The 23,154-nt window shown below is 64.8% G+C and carries 19 protein-coding genes; 14 read left to right on the top strand and 5 right to left on the bottom strand.

Annotated features, from left to right (window positions below):
- Positions 1-136: 136 nt before the first annotated feature.
- Both LB545_RS04480 and LB545_RS04475 read right to left on the bottom strand, forming a co-directional pair.
- Positions 137-1,408: an ABC transporter substrate-binding protein gene (locus LB545_RS04480; protein WP_140524194.1), complete on the bottom strand. Its 1,272-nt coding sequence runs from the start codon at positions 1,406-1,408 to the stop codon at positions 137-139.
- Between the two features lie 242 nt (positions 1,409-1,650).
- Entirely contained in the window at positions 1,651-2,568 is a 918-nt protein-coding gene (locus tag LB545_RS04475; protein WP_140524196.1) for an AraC family transcriptional regulator, read from the bottom strand.
- A 280-nt stretch (positions 2,569-2,848) separates the two neighbouring features.
- Here LB545_RS04475 and LB545_RS04470 point away from each other — a divergent pair, with 280 nt between their 5' ends.
- The gene (locus tag LB545_RS04470; RefSeq protein WP_140524197.1) at positions 2,849-4,252 is read left to right on the top strand and encodes an MATE family efflux transporter; all 1,404 of its coding nucleotides are present in this window, start codon (positions 2,849-2,851) and stop codon (positions 4,250-4,252) included.
- 48 nt (positions 4,253-4,300) lie between these two features.
- On the opposite strand, the gene speB is transcribed toward LB545_RS04470, so the two are convergent.
- Positions 4,301-5,356, bottom strand: a complete 1,056-nt coding sequence (gene speB / locus LB545_RS04465; protein ID WP_224704506.1) for an agmatinase — start codon at positions 5,354-5,356, stop codon at positions 4,301-4,303.
- A 194-nt stretch (positions 5,357-5,550) separates the two neighbouring features.
- On the opposite strand from speB, the gene pncB reads away from it, so the two are divergent.
- The 7 genes from pncB to LB545_RS04430 all read left to right on the top strand — a co-directional run bounded on the left by pncB (position 5,551) and on the right by LB545_RS04430 (position 13,422).
- Positions 5,551-6,855, top strand: a complete 1,305-nt coding sequence (gene pncB / locus LB545_RS04460) for a nicotinate phosphoribosyltransferase (RefSeq protein ID WP_224704504.1) — start codon at positions 5,551-5,553, stop codon at positions 6,853-6,855.
- A gap of 200 nt (positions 6,856-7,055) precedes the next feature.
- A complete protein-coding gene (locus tag LB545_RS04455) occupies positions 7,056-8,495 on the top strand; it encodes a hypothetical protein (protein ID WP_224704502.1) in 1,440 nt (479 codons plus the stop codon).
- 156 nt (positions 8,496-8,651) lie between these two features.
- A complete protein-coding gene (locus LB545_RS04450) occupies positions 8,652-9,956 on the top strand; it encodes an ABC transporter substrate-binding protein (RefSeq protein WP_140514345.1) in 1,305 nt (434 codons plus the stop codon).
- A gap of 184 nt (positions 9,957-10,140) precedes the next feature.
- Complete coding sequence (locus LB545_RS04445) at positions 10,141-11,022, top strand: branched-chain amino acid ABC transporter permease (protein WP_224704500.1); 882 nt, start codon at positions 10,141-10,143, stop codon at positions 11,020-11,022.
- The gene (locus LB545_RS04440; RefSeq protein ID WP_140582854.1) at positions 11,019-11,981 is read left to right on the top strand and encodes a branched-chain amino acid ABC transporter permease; all 963 of its coding nucleotides are present in this window, start codon (positions 11,019-11,021) and stop codon (positions 11,979-11,981) included. Before LB545_RS04445 ends, LB545_RS04440 begins: the two co-directional genes overlap by 4 nt.
- Positions 11,978-12,703: an ABC transporter ATP-binding protein gene (locus LB545_RS04435; protein ID WP_140582852.1), complete on the top strand. Its 726-nt coding sequence runs from the start codon at positions 11,978-11,980 to the stop codon at positions 12,701-12,703. The genes LB545_RS04440 and LB545_RS04435 overlap by 4 nt, the downstream gene beginning before the upstream one ends.
- Positions 12,700-13,422: an ABC transporter ATP-binding protein gene (locus LB545_RS04430; protein WP_140582849.1), complete on the top strand. Its 723-nt coding sequence runs from the start codon at positions 12,700-12,702 to the stop codon at positions 13,420-13,422. Before LB545_RS04435 ends, LB545_RS04430 begins: the two co-directional genes overlap by 4 nt.
- A 49-nt stretch (positions 13,423-13,471) precedes the next feature.
- On the opposite strand, the gene LB545_RS04425 is transcribed toward LB545_RS04430, so the two are convergent.
- Positions 13,472-14,881 carry a sodium:proton antiporter gene (locus tag LB545_RS04425; RefSeq protein WP_140662407.1) on the bottom strand — a complete coding sequence of 470 codons (1,410 nt, stop codon included), beginning with the start codon at positions 14,879-14,881 and terminating at the stop codon, positions 13,472-13,474.
- Between the two features lie 49 nt (positions 14,882-14,930).
- Positions 14,931-15,545, bottom strand: a complete 615-nt coding sequence (gene pncA, locus LB545_RS04420) for a bifunctional nicotinamidase/pyrazinamidase (RefSeq protein ID WP_140514339.1) — start codon at positions 15,543-15,545, stop codon at positions 14,931-14,933.
- Between the two features lie 331 nt (positions 15,546-15,876).
- On the opposite strand from pncA, the gene LB545_RS04415 reads away from it, so the two are divergent.
- From LB545_RS04415 to LB545_RS04390, 6 genes are read left to right on the top strand one after another with little or no spacing between them, the layout of a single operon-like run.
- Positions 15,877-16,737 carry an FAD binding domain-containing protein gene (locus LB545_RS04415; RefSeq protein ID WP_224704498.1) on the top strand — a complete coding sequence of 287 codons (861 nt, stop codon included), beginning with the start codon at positions 15,877-15,879 and terminating at the stop codon, positions 16,735-16,737.
- Positions 16,734-19,553, top strand: a complete 2,820-nt coding sequence (locus LB545_RS04410; RefSeq protein ID WP_224704497.1) for a molybdopterin-dependent oxidoreductase — start codon at positions 16,734-16,736, stop codon at positions 19,551-19,553. The genes LB545_RS04415 and LB545_RS04410 overlap by 4 nt, the downstream gene beginning before the upstream one ends.
- Positions 19,550-21,091: a 6-hydroxynicotinate reductase gene (locus tag LB545_RS04405; RefSeq protein ID WP_224704496.1), complete on the top strand. Its 1,542-nt coding sequence runs from the start codon at positions 19,550-19,552 to the stop codon at positions 21,089-21,091. The genes LB545_RS04410 and LB545_RS04405 overlap by 4 nt, the downstream gene beginning before the upstream one ends.
- 2 nt (positions 21,092-21,093) lie before the next feature.
- A complete protein-coding gene (locus LB545_RS04400; protein ID WP_224704495.1) occupies positions 21,094-21,975 on the top strand; it encodes a UPF0280 family protein in 882 nt (293 codons plus the stop codon).
- Entirely contained in the window at positions 21,968-22,552 is a 585-nt protein-coding gene (locus LB545_RS04395; RefSeq protein ID WP_224704494.1) for an amino acid synthesis family protein, read from the top strand. The genes LB545_RS04400 and LB545_RS04395 overlap by 8 nt, the downstream gene beginning before the upstream one ends.
- Positions 22,549-23,010: a MarR family winged helix-turn-helix transcriptional regulator gene (locus LB545_RS04390; protein WP_140493433.1), complete on the top strand. Its 462-nt coding sequence runs from the start codon at positions 22,549-22,551 to the stop codon at positions 23,008-23,010. Before LB545_RS04395 ends, LB545_RS04390 begins: the two co-directional genes overlap by 4 nt.
- Positions 23,011-23,154: the final 144 nt, after the last annotated feature.

The raw sequence follows: 23,154 nt of genomic DNA, 5'->3' as shown, positions 1-23,154 counted from the left end.
TCTCGAATGATTGAGCATGACTGACCTTTCGCGCGAAGGCTGGCTCAAACCGCAATGATGAAACCAGGACCTGCGGCGCACAGGTTCCGGCGCTCCACCGAATGCCGTGGACCGCGCGCCGCAGGGGGAGGATGGCTTATTTCTTCACCAGCTCGTTGGCATAGGCCTCGAGTTCGTTGAGGCCGCCCTTGATGTCGGTGCGGGTACCGGTGACCAATTCCTCGAGGATGATACCCCAGCGGTCGCCGAGATCGGGCCAACGCGGGTCCTGCCAGAAATTGACCGCCGTGACCTTGCCGGTTTCGGCCAGTGCCTGGCCGAGATCGGCGCCGTAAATATCGGCGAATTCCTTGCTGGCCAGAATGCTGGTGCGGTTCAGCTCGCCGAACTGGTGGGCGTCGAGCCGGCGCTTCTCGTTTTCCTTCGATGTTGCCCAGGCGATGAACAGGCCGGCGCATTTCTTCGAGGCGTCGTCGGCATTGGCCTTCGCTGCGATGGCGAGGCCATGGCCGTAACCGCCGCCGGGCAGTGGCGACGGGGGCGGCAGGAAACCTATGTTGCCGACGACCTGCGAGGTCTTCGGGTCGACCGCCATGCCCGACAGCGGCGTCGATTCGACCAGGATCGCGACCTGGCCCGACAGGAAGGCGCCGGTCGATTCATCCCAGCTGCCGGTCTGCGTGCCGGGCGCCGAATCCTTGAACAGTTTCAGGTAGGTCTCGGTCGCCTTGACCGCGGCGTCGGAATTGAAGACCGGCTTGTCGCCGTCGAACCACTGGCCGCCATAGGCCTTGAAGAACGGCATCCAGCGCCAGACATTGGCGCCCGAACCGCGCGCGCCGCGCAGCGCGATGCCATACATGCCCTTGTCCGGATTGGTCAGCTTCGGCACGTCGGCGATCAGCTCGTCGAGCGTCTTCGGCGGCTGGATGCCGGCTGCCTCCAGCACGTCCTTGCGATAGACCATCAGGTCGCCGCCGCCGGTCAGCGGCGCGAACCAGACCTTGCCATCATAGGTGGCGACCTTCTGGCGGCCCGGATCGAAATCGGCATAGTCGTAGTCGGCCGGATAATAATCGCTCAGCGGCACGATCCATTTCGAGGACGCGAACAGCGCGACATTGGCTTCGTCGACATAGTAGACGTTGTAGTTGCCGACCGTGGACGCATCGGCGCGCGATTTTGCGCGGCGGTCGTTCTCGTTGAGGTAATCGATCTGGAAGCCGGCGCCGGCAAGCTTCTCGAACTCGGCCTTGGAGTCCTCCAGAAGCGTCAGGCCGTCACGTGGTTGCGCCAGCACCTTGACCGGCGCCGAGCAGACCGGCGCCTGCGCTAAAGCGATGGTTGAAACGGTAGCGGAAAGCATGAAAGCTGCACCAAGGCTGGCAGCGAGCCGAATTGGTTTCATTATTTTCTCCTCCAGGAACACGTCGCAGGAAGCGGACGTCCTCGGGTTGCGCGATCCTCACCATCGCCCGAGCGACTTGCCACCCATCGCCAAAATGCGGAGTTGCAGCGGCTCGCGCTAGAAGCCCCGTTGCAGAAGACCTGTACTTTTATGCATTGTGCGGCGCAAAAACCGGCATCCGGTTGCGGCCAATCTCACATGAGTATCGATCGGACTCGGAGGCGGTGGTTTTTAGGGCGTGCTTACGCGCGCATCGCCAGCCGCTGCCGCGACAGCTTGCGATAGGATGACGGCGTCATCTTGTGCTTGCGCATGAAGGCGCGGTTGAAATTGGAGATGTTCATATAGCCGACCTGGAAACAGATGTCGGTGATCGGAATATCGGTATCGGCCAGCAGCTTGCAGGCCTGCCACAGCCTCAGCTTGGCAAGGTGGTCACTGAAGGAATTGCCGGTGTTCTTCTGGAAGAAGCGCGAGAATGTGCTCTCGGTCATTCCCGCGAGCGCCGCCACATCAGGCAGCTTCAGATCTTCGGCGAAATGCTGAAACAGATAGGTCAGCGTGCGCTGGATGATGTCGAGCGAGGCGGCATCCAGAACAGGGGAGAAATCCGGCGAAGACAACAGCTCGTATTCGTCGGTCCTGGCGAGGAGATCGACGAGATTCAGGAACAGGCAGAACCTGGTTAGCCCGCTGACGTCCCCCATCCGTTCCATCAACTCGGCGCCTTCCAGTGCCGTGCGGCCATGAAAAACCATGCCGCGCAGCGACCGCTCCAGGAACGGCTCCAGTTCGCGTAGTTCGGGCAACAGGCCAGCCGACCCGCGCAGCCTCTCGGCATCGAACTGGAGGACGATGTCGCGGCCTTCGATCAGCTCGCCCGGCTGCACCGCCGTCACCCAATCATGCGGCAGCCCGCCGCCGACAATGGTCAGGTAACCCGGCCCGAACTCGCCGATGTGGTCGCCGACCAGCACGACGCCGGAAGATTTTCGCAAGAGGTGGATTTCGTACTCCGGATGGAAATTCCAGACATTGCGCTCCCAGGGATAGTCGTCCAGCCGCCACAGGAAACTGTCGCTCGCCTCGGTGACGATATGTTCGAAGGCCGGCGCCGTGCGAAGCGTCGCAACCGGATTCCTTCTGCGCCTGAACTGCATCCTGCCTCCTGCAAATTTGGGTTCCGTGGCACCTCGCTCGTCCTTGCAATGCGTAGCAGCCTTGGGAGCATGTGTGAAATGGGCCGTCGGAGAGCGTCGGTCGCCTTCAGCGTCGTCGGCGATCCGACTGGATCAATCTGTTCCCGCCCCTCCTCCCTTGCCTTCATGTCGCGTTTCGTACAAAAGCTGACGTAAACGCCGCGAAACCGAGGGTCTCGCCGTTTGCAATGCGGCTTCCGGCTTTTTTGCCGATGCGCCGCAACCTTGAAAGAGCGGAATAATGTCTGCGATCGAAGCCGGCGCTCGCGCGCCGGAAAATCTTTGGCGTCAGGAAATCAGGGCGACTTTGGCGCTCGCCTGGCCGATGGTGCTGACCAATCTCGGCCAGACCGCCATGACGGCCACCGACGTCATGATGATGGGCAGGCTGGGGGCGGACACGCTGGCCAGCGGCGCGCTTGGCGCCAATCTCTATTTCATGCCGCTGATCTTCGGCCTCGGCCTGATGCTGGCGACCTCGCCGATGATGGCGACCGAGCTCGGCCGCCGCCGTCATTCGGTGCGCGACCTGCGCCGCACCGTGCGCCAGGGCCTGTGGCTGGCGATCCTCATCTGCATCCCGATCTGGATCTTCCTCTGGCACGGCGAGAACGTGCTGCTCGCCATGGGCCAGGAACCGGCTCTGGCGCACAGCGCCGGCATCTATCTGCGCTGGCTGGAATGGGCGGTGCTGCCCTTCTACGGCTATATCGTGCTGCGTTCCTTCATCTCGGCGCTGGAGCGGCCGGGCTGGGCGCTGATCATCGTCTTCGTCGCCGTCGCCTGCAACGCGCTCTTCAACTGGGTGTTCATGTTCGGCAATCTCGGCGTCCCGGCCATGGGCATATCAGGCTCGGGCCTTGCCACCTCGCTGTCCTCAACGCTGATGTTCGTCGGCATGGCCGCCGTGGTGATGTGGGAGAAGAAATTCAGGCGCTATCATCTGTTCGGCCGCTTCTGGCGGTCCGACTGGCCGCGCTTCAAGGGCCTGCTACGGCTTGGCCTGCCGATCGCCGGCATCCTTGCTTTCGAGGTGACGATCTTCAATGCCGCGGCGCTGCTGATGGGCCTTATCGACGCGGATTCGCTTGCCGCGCACGCCATCGCCATCCAGATCGCGTCGATCTCCTTCATGGTGCCGCTCGGCCTCAACCAAGCGGTGACGGTGCGCGTCGGGCTTGCGCATGGCGCCGGCAATCCGGAAGGCGTCTCGCGCGCCGGCTGGACCGCCTTCGTCATCGGCGTCTCGTTCATGGCCCTGATGGGTCTGATAATGATCCTGTGGCCGCATCTCCTGATCAGCGCCTTCATCGACCTGGCCAATCCGGCCAATGCCAGGGTGATCACGCTTGCCGTATCGTTCCTGGTCTTCGCGGCCCTGTTCCAGGTCTTCGATGGCGCGCAAGCGGTTGCCGCCGGCATGCTGCGCGGCCTGCACGACACCAAGGTGCCGATGATCTATGCCGCGATCGGCTATTGGGGCGTCGGCCTGCCGCTGGGCGTGCTGCTCGCCTTCCCTTTCGGCTTCCATGGCGTCGGCATCTGGATCGGGCTGTCCAGCGGACTGGCGGTGGTGGCGGCGTTGCTTCTGGCGCGCTGGCTACGGCGGGATCGCCTCGCGCCGCCGCTGGTGTTCGAACACTGATGCAGAGGGCCGCCGGGTTGTCCGGTGGCCTTTCCGTCATTGTCGGCGTCAGCTGTTTTTGAGCGCCGGGCTGAACACCATCAGGCTCAGTATTTCGAACAGCACCTGGGCGCCGGCATGCGCGGTGTTGGTGGTCGCATCATATTGCGGCGCCACCTCGACCACGTCGCCGCCGACGATGTTGAGGCCTTTGAGGCCGCGCAGCAGTTCGAGCACTTCCCGAGTCGTCAGGCCGCCGACTTCCGGCGTGCCGGTGCCCGGCGCGAAGGCCGGATCGACGCTGTCGATGTCGAAGGAGACATAGGTCGGTCCGTCGCCGACTATTCTGCGCGCCTTCCCGATAATGGCGGGGATACCGAGGCCGGTCACCTCCTCGGCATGGATCACGGTCATGCCGGATTCGTAGGTGAACTCCCACAGATATTCGGCCGAGCCACGGATGCCGATCTGGATGGTGCGCGTCGGGTCGAGCACGCCATCGAGCACCGCGTTGCGGAACGGGCCGCCATGGTGAAACTTGGTCATGTCGAACAAGCCGCTTGTATCGCAATGGGCGTCGATGTGGATGAGGCCGACCGGGGCCTTCTTGCCGACGGCCTTCAGGATCGGATGGCTGATCGAATGGTCGCCGCCGACCGACAATGGAATGACGCCGGCATCGACGATCTGGTTGGTGCGGCGCTCGATGTCCTCATGGCAGGTCTCGAGCCGGTAGCGACTCTGGAACGGCACGTCGCCGATGTCGGCGACCCTGAGCTCATGCGTCGGTGCGCATTCCAGCACGTGATTGTAGGGGCCGATGCGCTCGATGGCGCGCAGCGCCCGCGGCCCGAAGCGGGAGCCCGGCCGGTTGGTGACGCCGAGATCCATCGGCACGCCTGCTATCGCTACCTGCAAATCGCCGAAATCCGGGTTGTCGGCCGATATTTCGCGATAGGGCGCGGCGAGGAAGGTGGGGATACCGGAATAGGGCGCCAGCCGCGTGCCCGACTTGGAAAATATCTTGTCGGCGACCTTGCGGAACTTCGGGTCGAACATCTCGCCGCCATGGCTCTCGCCATATTTGCGGCGCAACGCGTCGAGCTTGCCGCTGTCATAACCCATGTCGGTTTTCTCCTGTCTGTCTCTCCGGAGTGTCCGGTAGCGCTTTGGAAAAATCAATTGCGTTCGGACGGGTTGGCTGCCGCAGGTCTTTCTTTTTGTCGGGCCAGCCTGAAACCGGGCAGCGCTTTTGCCAATTCGATGCTATGAGGCCTGTCGCGATCATGGGCGGCAGGCAGCGAAGGCGGTAACGAGACATGGCCAGGACCGATATTGCGCGGCGCGTCTACAACCATACCTGGAAGCTCGACCCGATCGTGCGCAGCCTGCTGGACACGGATTTCTACAAGCTTCTGATGCTGCAGATGATCTGGGGGATGTACCCCAAGGTCGACGCCACCTTTTCGCTGATCAACCGCACCACTTCGGTGCGGCTGGCCGAGGAGATCGACGAGGGCGAGTTGCGCGAACAGCTTGACCACGCCCGCACCTTGCGCTTCTCCAAGAAGGAGATGATCTGGCTGGGGGGCAACAATTTCTATGGCCGCAAGCAGATCTTCGAGCCGGAATTCCTGGCCTGGCTGGAGAATTTCCGGTTGCCCGACTACGAGCTTTCCAGGCGCGGCGGGCAGTATGAACTCTCCTTCAGCGGCCCGTGGATGTACACCACGCTGTGGGAGATTCCCGCACTCGCCATCATCAACGAATTGCGCTCGCGCGCCGCCTTGCGGTCGTTCGGGCCTTTCACGCTCGACGTGCTCTACGCCCGCGCAAAAGCCAAGATGTGGGCCAAGACCGAACGGCTGAAGGCGCTGCCCGGCATCCGTATTTCCGACTTCGGCACGCGCCGGCGCCATTCCTTCCTGTGGCAGCGCTGGTGCGTGGAAGCGCTGAAGGAAGGCATCGGCGAGGCTTTCACCGGCACCTCCAACGTGCTTCTGGCCATGGACAACGACCTCGAGGCGCTGGGCACCAACGCGCATGAACTGCCGATGGTGCTTGGGGCGCTGGCCAATTCGGAAAAGGAATTGAAACAGGCGCCCTACAAGGTGCTGCAGGATTGGCAGCGCTACTATGGCGGCAATTTGCTGATCGTGCTGCCCGACGCCTTCGGTACGGCTTCCTTCCTGCGCGACGCGCCGGACTGGGTGGCCGACTGGACGGGCTTTCGCCCCGACAGCGCGCCGCCGATCGAGGGCGGCGAGAAGATCCTGTCCTGGTGGCGCGAGAAGGGCAAGGACCCCAGGCAGAAGCTGCTGATCTTCTCCGACGGGCTCGAGGTCGAGACCATCGAGGAGACCTACCGCCACTTCAAGGGCAAGGTGCGCATGTCCTTCGGCTGGGGCACGAACCTGACCAATGATTTCGAGGGCTGCGCGCCTACGGCGACCGACAGCCTCGACGCCATATCGCTGGTCTGCAAGGTGACCGAGGCCAACGGCCGGCCAGCGGTCAAGCTCTCCGACAATCCGGCCAAGGCGACGGGCGACCTCAAGGAGATCCAGCGGTATCTGCGCATCTTCGGTGAAAAGGACCGGGTGGAGCAGTTGATCAAGGTGTGAGGGCACCACCGGTGCTTCCGGCATCGCCATACGAGACGGCAAAGTCGGATAGGCTGAGTTCCTTGGCGCCCTCCTCTGTCCTGCCGGACATCTCCCCCTCAAGGGGGGAGATCATGCTGTCATCTTCGTCTTCGCGAACCTCCGGCGTTGCAAGGGAAGCGCCGACAGAGAAACCGCCAATCTCCCCCCTTGAGGGGGAGATGTCCGGCAGGACAGAGGGGGGCGCCGTAGAGTGCCGTCGTCGGTCATTAGCATCTTTGCCTATCGCTCTATTGCTCCTCTCACCCACCCCAGCCTTCGCCCACGCCTCGGACCGCGGCCACGTCCTGCTTCTCCCGACCGGCTATTATCTTGTCGGCGGCGCTTTCGCCGTGGCCGCCAGCTTCCTCGTGCTGGCGCTGCTGCCGGCGCATCGGCTCGATCGTTTCTGGCGGCGGCGCCTGCCACTGTTCACACTGGGTGATGATGCCCGCACCGCTGCCAGCCTGATATCCTTTGCCGGCTTTGCATGTCTCATTGCCGCGGGTTTTCTCGGCAGCCGCGATCCGCTCTCCAACCCGCTGCCTCTGGTGATCTGGACACTGCTGTGGGCCGGCTTCACGCTCCTGCAAGGTTTCCTCGGCGACCTCTGGTCCTGGCTCAATCCCTGGTACGGGCCGGTGCGTCTCCTGTCGCGCCTGGCCGGCAGGGGCGGTGAAGCGGCCAGGCGCCTTCCATCATGGCTCGGATACTGGCCGGCTGTCCTCCTGTTCTTCGCTTTTGCCTGGTTCGAGCTCATCGATCCGGCGCCCGACGATCCGACACGGCTGGCCCGGGCCGCCGGCCTCTACTGGTTGTTCACCTTGCTGGCGATGCTGTCGTTCGGTTATGGGGCGTGGGCCCGCAGCGGCGAGTTCCTTACCGTCTTCTTCTCGATGGTGGCACGCTTCGCGCCGCTCGTGCGCGACGAGCGCGGCCGGCTTGCGCTATGCTGGCCGGGCGCCAAGCTGCTGAGCGCCGCGCCTTTGCCGGCAAGCGGCGTGGCCTTCCTGCTGCTCGCCCTGTCCTCGGTTTCCTATGACGGCCTGTCGAAGACCTTCTTCTGGCTGGGCCTGTTCGGCATCAATCCGCTTGAATTCCCCGGCCGCACGGCGGTGAACGGCAGCGGCAGTTTCGGCCTCGTCCTGACATTCGTGCTGCTTGCGGTGGTCTTCCTGCTTGCCGTGGTCGTCGGCCAGAAGCTCGCCGGCGAAGGCCACAGGCTTGGCGAGGCGACGGGGCTGCTGGTCTGGTCGATCGTGCCGATCGCGCTCGCCTACCACATCGCGCACTACCTGACGGCGCTGCTGGTCGACGGCCAGTATGCGCTTGCGGCACTGTCCGATCCGTTTGCGCTCGGCTGGAACCTTTTCGGCACCGCCGACATGCAGATCGAAGCCGGCATCGTCGCCGGCGCGAGCTCGGCATGGTGGCTGTGGAACATCCAGGCCGGTGCCATCATTCTCGGTCATCTGCTTGCCGTGCTCGTCGCCCACGGCTTCGCCGCACGCCTGCATCTGGTTCCCGCCCGCGCCGCGCTCAGCCAGTTTCCGCTCACCTTGCTGATGATCGCCTACACCGTCTTCGGCCTCTGGCTGCTCGCCACGCCGACCGTTGGCTAGACGCGGTGGAAATAAACCGGGATCCCCCTGGGGAAACGGCATTGCCGTGTCCGGACTTTGGTGATTTAGTTTGTACACATGCAATTTCGGCCGTCCGCAGGACGCGGTCTGCTACATTCCAGCCATTGGTCAAAACTCAAAAACAGGGGAACTGCCGTGACTGACAAGAATGGGTTTTTCGATCTCTCCAAGGCCGGTCTCACCCGCCGCACCGCGCTGAAGGGTCTGGCCGCCGGCGCCGGCCTGGCGGTCGCGCCCGGTTTCGTCCGCTACTCCCAGGCGCAAAGCTCCGCCCCGATCAAGATCGGCTTCCAGTCGCACCGAACCGGCATCGGCGCCGCCTATGGCCGCTGGTACGAGAAGACCACGGCCGCGGCGGTCAAGGCGATCAACGCGGCCGGCGGCATCAATGGCCGGCCGGTCGAGGTCATCATCGAGGATGACGGCACCGATCCCGGCCGCGGTGCCGAGGTGGTCGGCAAGTTCGCCACCCAGCACAAGACCGACATCGTCTTCGGCACCTTGTTCTCGCATGTCGTCATCGGCTCGGCACCCGCCGCCGGCGAAGCCAAGATGCCCTATTTCGTCGTCAGCGAAGGCCACCATGTCGCCTCGACCAAGCTCAACCGCTATGTCTTCCAGCCCGGCATCACCGACGTAAAGAGCCAGATCCAGTCGATGGCGCCGTGGATCGCGGCCAATGCCGGCAAGAAGGTGACACAGATCTTCCCCGATTTTGCTTTCGGCTACGACCACCGCGACTACCTCCCGCCGGCGTTGAAGGCGCAGGGCGCAGAGGTCATCGCGCAAATCGCCATTCCACCGACGGAGAGCTCCTTCACCAAATACTTCCCGCAGATCCCTGCCGAGACCGAGGTGATCTACCACGTCATGGTCGGCCCGGCGGTGCTCACCTTCGTCAAGGAGCTTGGCGAGTTCTACGGCTCCAACCGGCCGCAGCTGTTCGGCTTCATCGATTCGCTCGAAGCCGTCGACATCAACAGCCCCGGGCTCGAATTCCTGGACGGCAGTCATTTCTGGGAAGGCTCGCCGCGTTATGCCCAGGCGGACGATTCCGAGGCGCAGAAGACCTATCGCGCCGCCGTGGGCATCGACGACAATGGCGCGGCCGTCGGCGACCCCAAGGATGTCTCCACCGCCGCGCACATGTTCGGCTGCTGGGAGACGCTCTACGTCGTCAAGAAAGCGATGGAAGACGCCGGCTACAAGGGCCCGGAAGACCGCGCCAAGCTGGTCGAGGCGACCGAGGCGCTGACCGAATTCGCCGAAGGTCCGGAGCATCCGCAGGGGCCAAAAACCTTCAACGGCAAGATCCACCAGTGCTTCGGCATCCAGAACATCTCCAAGGTCGACGGCGGCAAGCTCAAGGTGGTGCACAAGACCAAGATCGAGGACGGGCTTTACGAGGCCGAGGGGGATTATACGACGCAGGCGTTGTAGGCTTAGCCATCTAACAAGCGTGAGCGCCAAGCCGCCCCCCTCTGTCCTGCCGGACCCGGCCCTTCGCTGTCGCTCCGGGCGTTCGTCGTTCGGAAAGCCAAGCAATTGGCTTTCCGTCCGCTGCGCGGACCACTTCTCACCCCCCTCAAGGGGCGCGATTGCGCTATCGGTGAGTGCCTAACCCATGCATTTCGGACCCCACCTCCTCCTTGCCGCCCTCGAAGGGCTCGTCACATCCGCCGTGCTGGCGCTGACCGCGCTCGGCCTGTCGCTGGTGTTCGGCGTGATGCGCGTGGTCAACGTCGCGCATGGCGAGTTCTTCATGCTGGGAGCCGTGCTCGCCTGGGCGATCACGACTGCGATCGGAGGCCATCCGGCGCTCGGGTTCCTGGCGGCACTTATCATCGCACCGCTGGTCGTCGGCGCCCTTGCACTGGTGGCCGAGCGGCTGGTGCTGCGCCGGCTGAACTACAATCCGGAAGCCACCATCGTCGCCACCATCGGCATGCTCTACATCATCCAGCAGCTGGCGCTGACCTTCTATGGTCCGGAAGCGCGCCCGGTAGAGCCGCCCTTCAGCTATCGCATCCTTCTGCCGTGGTTCGGCTATTCGGGCTACAAGCTGTCGATCATCGCGGCATCCGTCCTTCTGCTCGTGGTGACATGGCTGGTGCTGACGCGCACCAGGGTCGGCCTCGTCATGCGTGCCACGCAGTATGACAGCGAGACGGCGCAGGCCTTCGGCATCCCTGTCGATCGAGTCTATGGCGGCGTCTTCGCGCTCGGCTCCATGCTCGCGGCCATCGCCGCGGTGCTGATCGTGCCGATCAGCCAGGCGCATTACCTGATGGGGCAGGACCCGCTGCTGCTGTCCTTCATCGTCGTCATCATCGGCGGCCTCGGCTCGTTGCGCGGAACCGTCATCGCCGCCGTGCTGATCGGCCTGTCCGACGGCATCATCTCGATGTTCTTCTCGCCGACGCTGGCCAAGATCATCGCCACGCTGCTGGTCGCCATGGTGCTGGTGTTCCGGCCGCAGGGCCTGTTCGGGACGACGACGCGATGAGCGAGACCTCGCCGGCAAAAGCCTATGGCTTGCATCTCGGCGTCATCGCGCTGCTTTTTGTCCTGAGCTTCGTGCTGCCGGATTATCATCACGGCCTCGTCGCTCGTATCATGGTGCTGACGGTCTTCGCCATGGGCTACAACATGCTGTTCGGCTATGTCGGACTGCTCAGTCTCGGGCATGCCATGTTCTTTGCCGCCGGCCTCTACGGCGCCGGCCTTGCCGTCATCCAGCTTGGCTGGAGCGTGCCGGCGGCTTTGTTGAGCGGTATCGCCTGCGGCGCGGTGCTGGCACTGGTGATCGGGCTGCTGGCGCTGCGCACCACGGGTGTCGCCTTCATGATCGTCACCATGATGTTCGCGCAGGTCTTTTACCTCCTCATCCTCTATTTTGCCGCGTGGACCGGCGGCGACCAGGGCATGGTGGTGCCGCAGCCGGCACGCGTCCTGAATTTCGGCGCGACGTCGCTCGATCTCACCAATCCGACGGTGCGCTACATGAGCGCGCTGGCTCTGTTCTCGCTCGTGCTTCTGGTCACGCTGGCCGTCGTCCGCTCCCGATACGGCCGCGTGCTGGTCGCCATCCGCGAGAACGAGGAACGGACCAAAATGCTGGGGTACGACACCTTCTCCAACAAGCTCGCCGCCGTGGTCGTCTCCGGCGCCATCTGCGCGGCGTCGGGCGCTGCCTATGCGCTGCTGTTCGGCTATGTCGGCTCGAGCTTCGCCTCGGTACAGTACTCGATCCTGCCGCTGCTGTGGGTGCTGCTCGGCGGCGCCGCCACCACGCTCGGACCGCTGATCGGCACGCTGTTCATGTACTATGTCATCGACGTCACCAGCGGCTTCACCTCCGCCTACCTGTTGATCGTCGGCGTCGCGTTGATCCTGCTGGTGCTGTTCTTCCCGAAAGGCATTCTGGGCAGCATCCGGCAGCGCTGGCTCGGATGGCTGCCATGACGCCGCTTCTGACCACCAAAGGCCTGTCGCGCAATTTCGGCGGCCTGCGCGCCGTCGACAGCGTCGATTTCACCTTGGTGCCGGGCGAAATCTGCGCCGTCATCGGCCCCAACGGTGCCGGGAAGACCACTTTCGTCAGCCTGATCAGCGGCCGTATCCCGCCCTCGTCCGGATCGATCGTTTTCGACGGCTCCGACATCACCGGCCTGCCGGCCTATGTCAGGGTCCGCCAGGGCATCGCCTACACGTTCCAGATCACCAGCGTCTTCGCCAATCTCAGCGTCTACGACAATGTCGCGCTGCCGGTGCAGCTCACGCTGAGCGACGGCCTTTCGAAGGGCGCGATCAAGGCAGGCGTCATGTCGGCGCTCGAACGCACCGGCCTGGCCGACCGCGCCCATATGCAGGCCGGGCAGTTGTCCTACGGCCACCAGCGGCTGCTGGAGGTGGCGATGGGCCTGGCGCTGAAGCCGCGCCTGCTGATCCTCGACGAGCCGACGCAGGGGCTGGCCGACAGCGAGATCGACAATTTCATCGCACTCGTGCGCGACATCGCCGACCGCGCCACGGTGCTGCTGATCGAACACAACATGCCTGTCGTCATGCAACTGGCCGACCGCATCACCGTCTTCAACGCCGGCAAGATCCTGGCAGAGGGCACGCCGGAGGCGATCCGCGAAAATGCGGCGGTGCAGGAAGCCTATCTCGGGACCGCCCCATGACCGAGACGAGCAAGACGCAAGCGTTGCGGATCGCGGGACTGGACTGCTTCTATGGCGAGGTTCAGGTGCTCTATGGGCTCGACCTGGCGCTGAACAAGGGCGAGGTGCTGTGCCTGTTCGGCCGCAACGGCGCCGGCAAGACGACGACGCTGAAAGCCATCATGGGGCTGGTCCGGGCGAGTGCCGGTTCGATCAGCCTCGCAGGCCAGGAATTGACCGGTCTGGCCGCCCACGAGGTGCCTAAAGCCGGCATTGCCTATGTGCCGCAAGGCAGGCGGCTGTTCGCCGAAATGACGGTGGCGGAGAACATCGAGATCGGGCTGATGGCGCGCGGCAAGGGGAAGGCCGTGCGCGAAAACGTGCTCAACCTGTTCCCGGTGCTGCGCCAGCGGCTCAGGCAGCGCTCGGGCACCTTGTCGGGCGGCGAGCAGCAGATGCTGGCCATGGCACGCGCGCTCTGCCTGGAACCGCAGGTGCTACTGCTCGACGAGCCGACCGAAGGGCTGATGCCGTCGATGATCGCAAAAATCCGCGAGACGGTGGCCAAGCTGCGCGAACTGGGCGTTTCCACCATCCTGGTGGAGCAGCGGGTCGATGCCGTGCTGTCGGTCGCCGACCGCGTCGCCTTCATCGAGAATGGCCGCAACCGTGAGACGGTCGACGTAGAGGCGTTGCGCGCCGACCCGTCGGCGGTCAGGCGCTATGTCGGCGTAGGCTGAGGATTTGCCCTCCCCTTGTGGAAGGTAAGGGCCTGGCGTCCTCGCCGGCTCACCCGAAGAACAGGAAGCCCGCCATCAAGAACGTGGGGATCAGCACCGCGCCCGACCATGCCATGTAGCCGAAAAAACCCGGCATGTTCACGCCGCGGTGCCGGGCAATGGCGTAGACCATGAAGTTCGGCGCGTTGCCGATATAGGTGTTGGCGCCCATGAACACCGCACCCGCCGAGATCGCCGCCAAGGTCGAAGCGAGCTCCGTCATCAGATGCCGGGGAGCGCCGCCGGCCAGCTCGAAGAACACCAGGTAGGTCGGAGCGTTATCCAGGAAGGACGACAGCGCTCCGGTCAGCCAGAAATAGGCGAGATCGTTGGGCATGCCCTGCGCTGACGTGACGAGCGCGACCAGCGGCGCAAGCGCGCCTTCGTGGCCGGCCCTCAGGATGGCGACCACGGGCACGATGCAGACGAAGATGCCGGCGAACAGTTTCGCCACTTCCGCGATCGGCCCCCAGTTGAAACCGTTCGCCTGCCGATACTCCTTGCGCGAGACGGCCAGCGAAACGAAGGCAAGCGCCAGGATGACGACATCGCGCACAAGGTTCTGCAACTCGAGGTCCACCCCCTGAATGGAAAGACCGATGCCGGGCTTCCATGTGGCCGAAAGCAGGATCGCGCCGATCACGCCGGCCAGCAGCGGCAGGTTGGGCAGGCCGCGGATGCGCACTTTCGTGTCCGGCGTCGGGTCCTTGATCTTTGGCGCGCCCATTTCGCGGCGATGCAGCGTGGTGTCGATCGCCAGGAAGACGGCGAGCACGACGACGCTGACGAACAGGGTCTCGCGCCAGAGGTTGGCGGTGGTCCAGAAGAAATCGACGCCGCGCAGGAAGCCGACGAACAGCGGCGGGTCGCCGAGCGGCGTCAGCGAACCGCCGATGTTGGACACCAGGAAGATGAAGAAGATGATGACATGGGCGTTGAACGGCCGGTTGTCATTGGCGCGGATGAGCGGCCGGATAAGGATCATCGAGGCGCCGGTAGTGCCGATGACGGAAGCGAGCAGGGCGCCGATGAGCAGCAGCCCGGCATTGACCAATGGCGTGCCGTGGATGTTGCCGGCCACGAGAATGCCGCCCGAAATGGTGAACAGCGCGAACAGGAGAATGATGAACGACATGTATTCGGTGAGCAGCGCATGCAGCACCGCTTCCGTTGCCACCGTCGTGCCGAAGGCCGATGCGAGCGGCACCACCACGAGAGCCGCCCAAAATGCAGCAATCTTGCCGTAATGATGCTCCCAGACATGGTTGAAAAGCAGCGGTCCCGTGGCGATCGACAGCAACAGCCCGGCAAAGGGCAGTGCCCACCACAGCGACATCGTCCGGCCTGGCAGGCCGTGCTCTTCCGCGGCGAAGGCCGTTCCCGGCAACAGCATCGCGACAGCCACCACGGCGCTTGCCATCAAAGCCGTCGCTACCGGTATGAACCCCCTCTTTTTCCCCACGATGCGATTAGTCCGCCGCGTGGTCTTCGAGCGTCACGCCTGCTTGGCGCATCCTCGCCAGCATCGTCTCGACCGAACCGTTGAGGTCGATCCCGCGGCAGGCATCGAGCCTGACGGTGGTCCTGAACCCCTGCTTGACCGCGTCGAGCGCCGAGAAGGCGACGCAGAAATCGGTCGCCAGGCCGACCAGGGTCAGAGTGTCGATGCCGCGCTCCCTGAGATAGCCGGCAAGGCCGGTCGGCGTCGTGTGGTCGTTCTCGAAGAAGGCCGAATAGCTGTCGATATCAGGCCGAAATCCCTTGCGGATGACGAGCTCGGCCTTGGTCCAGGCAAGACCCGAGTGAAAATCCGAGCCGAGGCTGCCCTGGATACAATGGTCCGGCCACAATGTCTGCTGGCCGTAGGGCATCTCGATGGTTTCAAAAGGCTGGGCGCCTGGATGGCTTGAGGCAAAGCTCGAATGGCCGGCTGGATGCCAGTCCTGCGTCAGCACGACATGATCGGTTCGCCGGATCAGGTCGTTGACCAGCGGCACGATCTCGTCGCCGCCGGTCACAGCCAACGCGCCGCCAGGGCAAAAGTCGTTCTGCAGGTCGATGACAACAAGCGCTTCTTCGGCCATGGGGTTCCTTCCTGTCGGTATCGGGCGCGGGCTCCCAGGGGATCCCGGCGAAAGAAAGCCGCTGGCGCGACCGGAGGGAGAAACTTGACCAGATGGCGGGCCGCGTCAACCATTAGAGCGCCGGGCGCAACCCCGAACGCGCAAAGGGCGCCCCAGCACCTAGATTTTGCGGAGAACAAATGCGTGGCGGCGGCAGCCGTGCGGGTGCTGCGCAAACTCCGGCTTTGACAATTTCCGCCGACTTGATATCATTTGCATACGAATGAATTTAAGCTGGGCCCGGACGCCGGCAAGTTCCCTCGGAAAGGCCCTTTTTCTGGGAAGGCAAAGCGTGATCCGTTACGCGAAACCCACCACGGTCGACGAGGCGCTCGCCCTGCTTGGCGAAGCTTCGTGGCGCATCTTTGCCGGCGGCACCGACTTCTACCCGGCGCAAGGCAACAAGCCTTTCCGCGACAATGTGCTCGACATCAACGGGCTGGCCGCGCTGCGCGGCATTGCGGAAACGGAAACGCACTGGCAGATCGGGGCGCGCACCAGCTGGACCGATATCGTTCGCCATCCCTTGCCGCCGGCCTTCGATGCGCTGAAAGCGGCCGCGCGGGAGGTCGGGTCCGTTCAGATCCAGAATGTCGCCTCGATCGCCGGCAATCTCTGCAACGCTTCGCCGGCCGCGGATGGCGTGCCGGCGCTGCTGGTGCTCGACGCCGAGATAGAACTGCGCTCGGCGCAAGCGGTGCGCCACCTGCCGCTCCGGGAATTCATCCTCGGCAATCGCCGCACGGACCTGCGGCCCGGCGAGATGGTAACCGCCATCCGCGTGCCGAAAGCGGCCGGCGCGGGTATGTCGGCTTTCGTCAAGCTCGGCGCGCGGCGCTATCTCGTCATCTCGATCGCCATGGTGGGGGCACGCCTGGTCGTGCAGGACGGCATCGTCGAGCAAGCGGCGGTCGCCGTCGGTTCCTGCTCGGCTGTTGCAAAGCGGCTCGGCGGGGTCGAGGCGGCCCTGCGCGGACTGGCGGCGGATCATGGGCTGGCCACAGCGGTCCTCGCCGCGCCGATGGAAGAGCTGTCGCCGATCGGCGACGTGCGCGGCAGCGCCGAATACCGGCAGGACGCGGCGCGCGAAATCGTTGTCCGCGCCGTGCTTGCGGCGGCGGGGCCGATGAGCGGTGACAGGGTGGCGGCATGAACAAAGCTCAGCCTCACATCAGCCAGGCTCGACCCGGCGTGGCCCTATCCGGCAGTGATGCAGTTGGCCTGGCACGCGCGGAGATCACCTTCGCGGTCAACGGCGCCGCCGTCTCGGTCAACGTGCCGCCGCTGCGCCGGCTGTCTGCGGTGCTGCGCGATGAATTGCTGCTGACCGGGACCAAGGTCGGCTGCGACGCCGGCGACTGCGGCGCCTGCACGGTGCTGGTCGATGGCGATCCGGTCTGCGCCTGCCTGATGCCTGCGGCGTCGGCCGCCGGAGCGTCGGTAACGACGGTTGAAGGGCTCGCCAATGGCCGGCTGTCGGCACTACAGGCCTCCTTCCTGGCGCATGGCGCGGCGCAGTGCGGCATCTGCACGCCGGGCCTGCTGGTGGCGGCGACGGCCCTGCTGGAGAAGAAAGCCAGGCCGAGCGAGATCGAAGTGCAGGACGCGCTTGGTGGTGTCCTCTGCCGTTGCACCGGGTACCGGAAGATCGTCGCTGCTGTGATGGATGCCTCCGCCCAGGCTGCAAGCCTGGATTTCCGTCTGCCTCGGTCCGGTCACGCCATTGGCTCCTCCCCGATCCGGCTCGATGGCGTGCCGAAGGTGACCGGCGGTGAGAAATTCGGCGGCGATTCGTTCCCAGCCGATGCGCTGGCGGTGCTGGTAATCCGCTCGCCGCACTACCATGCCAGCTTCGCCTTCGGCGACCTCGACGGCTGGGCAAAAGCTCGTCCCGGCATCGCCGGCGTCTTCACGGCGGCCGATATCCCGGGAAAGAACTGTTTCGGCGTCATCGGTCCGTTTGCCGACCAGCCGGCTCTCGCCGAAGGCTTGGCGCGGTTTCGCGGCGAGGCGGTGGCGCTTGTTGCCGGCGAGCGCGAGGCGATGCTCGATCTCGACCTGTCGGATTTCCCGATCCGCTGGACCGAATTGCCACACCTGTTGCAGCCTTGCGAGGCACAGGCCGAAGGAGCGGCGCTGATCCATGCGAACCGTCCGGCCAACCTTCTGACCAAGGGCTTCGTCGAACGCGGCGATCCCGAGACGGCGCTTGCCGATGCCGCTGTCACCGTGACCGGTGCGATCGAGACGTCCTATGTCGAGCATGCCTATATCGAGCCGGAAGCCGGCCATGCCTATATGGATGGCGACACGCTGGTCGTCGTCGCCTGCACGCAGGCGCCCTATATGGACCGCGACGACACGGCGAAGGTGCTGGGCCTGCCCGTCGACAAGGTGCGCATCGTGCCGACCGCGACGGGCGGCGGTTTTGGTTCCAAACTCGACGTGTCCCTGCAACCGCTGATCGGCCTGGTGGCGATGAGGACCGGGCGGCCGGCGGCGCTTGCCTACACGCGCAATGAATCGATGATGTCGACCACCAAGCGCCACCCGGCGCAGATGCAAGCGACCATCGGCGCCGACGCCGAGGGCCATGTCACGGGCATGATTTTCTCAGGCGATTTCAACACCGGGGCGTACGCGAGCTGGGGACCGACCGTCGCCAACCGCGTGCCGGTGCATGCCTCGGGTCCCTATGCCACCCCGAACTACCGCGCCGAAGGCCGCGCCGTGCATACGCATGGGCCGATTTCCGGCGCTTTCCGGGGCTTCGGCGTGCCGCAGGCGACGATCATGCAGGAGACCTTGTACGACGAGCTGGCCGGCAAGCTCGGCATCGACCGGCTCGACTTCCGCTTGAGAAACTGCCTTCGTAACGGATCCGAAACAGTCACCGGACAGAGACTGGAATCGGGCGTCGGCATTGCCGAATGCCTCGATGCCCTGCGGCCGCATTGGGCGCGTGCAGTGGCTGACGCGGATGCCTTCAACAGTGCCAACGTGGATAAAAAGCGCGGCGTCGGCATCGCCTCCTGCTGGTATGGCTGCGGCAACACCTCGCTGCCCAATCCATCGACCATCCGGGTCGGCATCGCGGCTTCAGGCGAGATCATCCTGCACCAGGGCGCGGTCGACATCGGCCAGGGCTCCAACACCGTCATCACGCAAATCTGCGCCGACGCGCTCGGCCTGCCCTTGGAAAGGTTCCGGCTGAAAAACGCCGACACCGCGATCACTCCCGATGCCGGCAAGACCTCGGCCTCGCGCCAGACCTTCGTCACCGGCAAGGCGGCCGAGAAGGCCGGCCGCGCCTTGCGCGAAAAAATCCTGCGCTTTGCCAATGTCTCGGAAAAAGCGTCGCTTCAGCTCGAAGGTCCGGCGATCGTCATCCGTGAGGGCGAGGCGGTCCGCCGTGTCGATCTTGGCACACTCGAAGCGGATATCCACGGCTTCGTCTTCCGCGCCGAGGAGACCTACGACCCGCCGACGCTGCCGCTCGACGCCAAGGGCCAGGGCAAGCCCTATGCGGTCTATGGTTACGGCGCGCAGATCGCCGAGCTCGAGGTCGACCTCAAGCTCGGCACGGTCAAGCTGGTCAAGATCACAGCCGCGCACGATGTCGGCAAGGCGATCAACCCGCTGCTGGTCGAGGGTCAGATCGAGGGCGGCATCGCGCAAGGCATCGGCATGGCGCTGATGGAAGAGTACATTCCCGGCCGCACCGAGAATTTGCACGATTATCTCATTCCGACCATCGGCGACGTGCCGCCGATCGAGACGATATTGATCGAGGTGCCAGACCCGGAAGGGCCATTCGGCGCCAAGGGCCTGGGCGAACATGTGCTGATCCCGACGGCGCCGGCGATCCTCAACGCCATCCGCCATGCCACTGGTGTGCTGGTCACCAGAGTTCCGGCGACGCCGGCCCGGATCCGCGCCGCCATCCGCGAGAAGGAGGCATGCCGATGAGCGAGCTTGCCGAACGCTTCGAAACCCATGATCCCGGCGAGAAGCTGGTGGCGGAGAAGATCCGCTGCGATGCCTGCCCTGTGATGTGCTACATATCAGGTGGCCGCACCGGCGCTTGCGACCGCTACGGCAATGCCGGCGGCCGGATCGTGCGCATGGACCCGCTGACCATTCTCGATCATACCGCCGAGATCGGCGGCGCTGTCGTGCCCTTCGTCGCCGAGGGCGAGGCCTGGGACGGCGAACTGGTCAACACCGGCCTCCGCTTCGTCACGGCGATCGGGGCAGGAACCACCTATCCCGACTACAAGCCGGCGCCCTTCATCGTCAGCCAGCAGGTCGAGGGCGTCGATCTCGTCACCGTCGTCACGGAGGGCATCTTCTCCTATTGCGGCGTCAAGGTGAAGATCGACACCGACCGTCATATCGGACCCGAAACGGCTGTCGTGCGGTCGCAAGGCGAGGCGATCGGTCATGTCACGACGGGCGAATATGGCTCGCAGATGCTGTCGCTGGGCGGCGTGCATCATCTGACCGGCGGCTCCAAGGCCGAAGGCCGCGCCACCTGCGATGCGCTGCTCGATCTGTGCAACCGCAAGCCGGTGGAACTGACCATCGATGGCGGCGCCACCGTAACAGTCGAAGCCGGCAAACCGCCCGTCATCGACGGCAAGCAGGAGCACCGCATGCGGGTCGGCTGCGGGTCGGCGACCATCGGCATGTTCGCCACCCAATGGCGCGGGCTGGTCGACGAGGTGGTGGTGGTCGACGACCACATAACCGGCGTCGTCTCGGAGCATCAGGCCGGCAAGGTGCTGGGCTGGCAGGACACGGGGATAAAGATCATCGGCCGCCGCTCGACGCCTGGGCGCTATTTCAAGGTCTCCGAGCCCGGCCTCGGCTGGGGCGGCACCAGCATATCCGACCCGCTGTCGATCCTGGGCGAATGGAACGCCAAGAAGGGCGCGCGGCCCGGCCTGTCGCTGCTGATGGTTTCGACCACCGGCGAGCAGTTCGCCTATTACGAACTCGACGACCAGTTGAAGCCAGTCGAAAAGCCATTCCCCGAACGATTGCAGAAATCCGTGGGGCTGATCGAGGATAATTGCGAACCGGCGCTGTGCACCGTGCTGTTCATCGGCGGCGCCGGCGGTTCGCTGCGCGCCGGCGTCACCGAGAATCCCGTCAACCTGACGCGTTCCGTGCAGGGCCTGACCACCTATGTGACGGTCGGCGGCGCGCCGGTCTATGTCTGGCCGGGCGGCGGCATCACGCTGATGGTGGATGTGACGCGCGTGCCGGAAGGCGCCTTCGGTTATGTGCCGACGCCGGCGCTGGTGGCGCCGATCGAATTCACGCTGCGCCGCGACGATTATATCAGGCTCGGCGGCTACGAAGCCGAGATCCGCAGCGTCGAGGATGTCGTCGCCAAGGGTGGCGAGTACCTGAACGCGCGTCGGGGCGACGGTGCGTCGGCCGGCAACCCATGGCCGCCGCTGGCGCAATTGCGGCGCGCGCCCGCGAACGGGGTCGCGTGACGATGAACGGCCCGCAAGCGCATTGGCTCGGGGATGGCAGGCGGCTGCACCTCAATCACGGGCCGATCGACCTGATCGTCGAGGCCTTTGGGACGCCAGGCGAATGCCGGCGAGCTTATGAGCAGGCCGTGGCGCGATTCCAGACCATCCTGCCGGAACTGGTGGAGGAATTGCCCGAGTTGCGCCGGCCGGCCACGTTGCGCCCCCGCGCCTTCGCCGGCTCGACGGCGCGGCGCATGGAAGCGGCAGTTAGCCCATTGGCGGACGACTTCATCACGCCGATGGCAGCCGTCGCCGGTTCAGTAGCCGACGAAATACTTGCCGCACTGATTGCTGGGCGAAAACTCGATCGCGCCTATGTCAACAACGGTGGCGACAGCGCGCTTCATCTCGGTGCCGGCCAGTCGATCACTCTTGCCATTGCCGGCACCGGCCATGGCCTTGCCGACCGCATCGTCATCAGCGCCGAGGACGGCGTGCAAGGCGTTGCCACCAGTGGCTGGCGCGGGCGCTCGTTTTCCCTGGGCATCGCCGACGCCGTCACCGTGCTGGCGAGCACCGGCGCAGAGGCCGATGCTGCGGCGACGCTGATCGCCAATGCCGTCGACTTGGCCAACCATCCCGCTATTCGGCGTGTGCCCGCGCATGATCTGGCGCCGGACAACGACCTTGGCGACAGACTGGTGACGCAGGAGGTCGGGCCGCTTTCTGCCGAAGAGATTGCCACGGCGCTGGACAGGGGACTTGCCGTCGCCGAAGATTTCCACCGCAGGGGACTGGTCGCCGCATCGGCGCTGTTCCTCGCCGGCCAGACCCGCATCGAGGGCTCAATGGCGCTTGCCGCGCCCGACAAAAGTCCAGGGAAGGAAGTTGCCCATGCCTGAGTTTCCGCTCCGCAAGATCGTGGTGCTGACCGAAGAGATCTTTCATGAGGGCGGGCCGGCGACCAAGGTGTCGCGCCGCCGTGCCGCCGCCATGGCACTGGTGAAGAACCCGTTCGCCGGGCGCTATGTCGAGGAGTTGCAGAGCGCCATGGACGATCTGAAGCCGCTTGGCCTGCTGCTCGCCGACCGGCTGATAGCGGCATTGGGTGGCGACGTGAAGCAGATCGACGGCTATGGCAAAGGCGCCATCGTCGGCATATCGGGCGAACTCGAGCATGGCGCGCTTTGGCATGTGCCGGGCGGCTACGCCATGCGCGAGCGGCTCGGCGACGCCAAGGCGATCGTGCCGTCGGCCAAGAAGGTCGGCGCCTTCGGCTCGCGGCTGGATGTGCCTCTCGGCCACATCAACGCCGCCTATGTGCGCAGCCATTTCGATGCGATGGAAGTCGGCGTCAGCGACGGACCGCGTCCCGACGAGATCCTGTTCTGCCTCGCCATGACCTGCGGTCCGCGCGTGCACAATCGCATGGGCGGCCTGGCCGCCGACGACATCAAGGCATGGGACGGGCTGCGGTGAGCGGCGAGGACAATCTGCTGAAGCTGGTCGAGGTCGAGGAGGCGGACGATCAGGACTACCACCTGCAGGAGCAGGTCGGCTTCATCCTGCGCAAGGCGCATCAGCGCCACGTCTCGATCTTCGCTGCCCATATCGGCGACCTGACGCCACCGCAATTCGCGGCATTGGCCAAGCTGCGCGATGTCGGCGAGACTTCGCAGAACCAGCTCGGCACGCTGATCGCCATGGATGCGGCGACGGTGAAGGGCGTGATCGACAGGCTGAAGGCGCGCGGCCTTGTCGAGCTCTCCAAGCACGAGGGCGACAAGCGGCGGCTGCTGGTCAATTTGACCGCCGAAGGGCGCGAGGCGATCGAACGCCTGATCCCGCTGGCGCGCGAGATTACCGAGGAAACCTTGGCACCGCTCACGGCCAGGGAGATCGCCACCTTCATGAAGCTGCTGGCGAAATTGGCGTAGGCCGGCGACGAGGTCCTTTCCTCTCCCTCCGGACGGGAACCACCTGGCCACCGCCGCCGACGGATATTGAAAGGGGACTAGGGCGCAAGAACCTTCCTGCACCGCGCCAAGGGTCGACTCCCACTCCGTCGAGCTTCGCTCGAC

The sequence above is a fragment of the Mesorhizobium sp. BR1-1-6 genome, from assembly GCF_020165355.1.
GTDB lineage: Bacteria > Pseudomonadota > Alphaproteobacteria > Rhizobiales > Rhizobiaceae > Mesorhizobium.
This window is presented reverse-complemented; position numbering and strand designations above follow the sequence as displayed.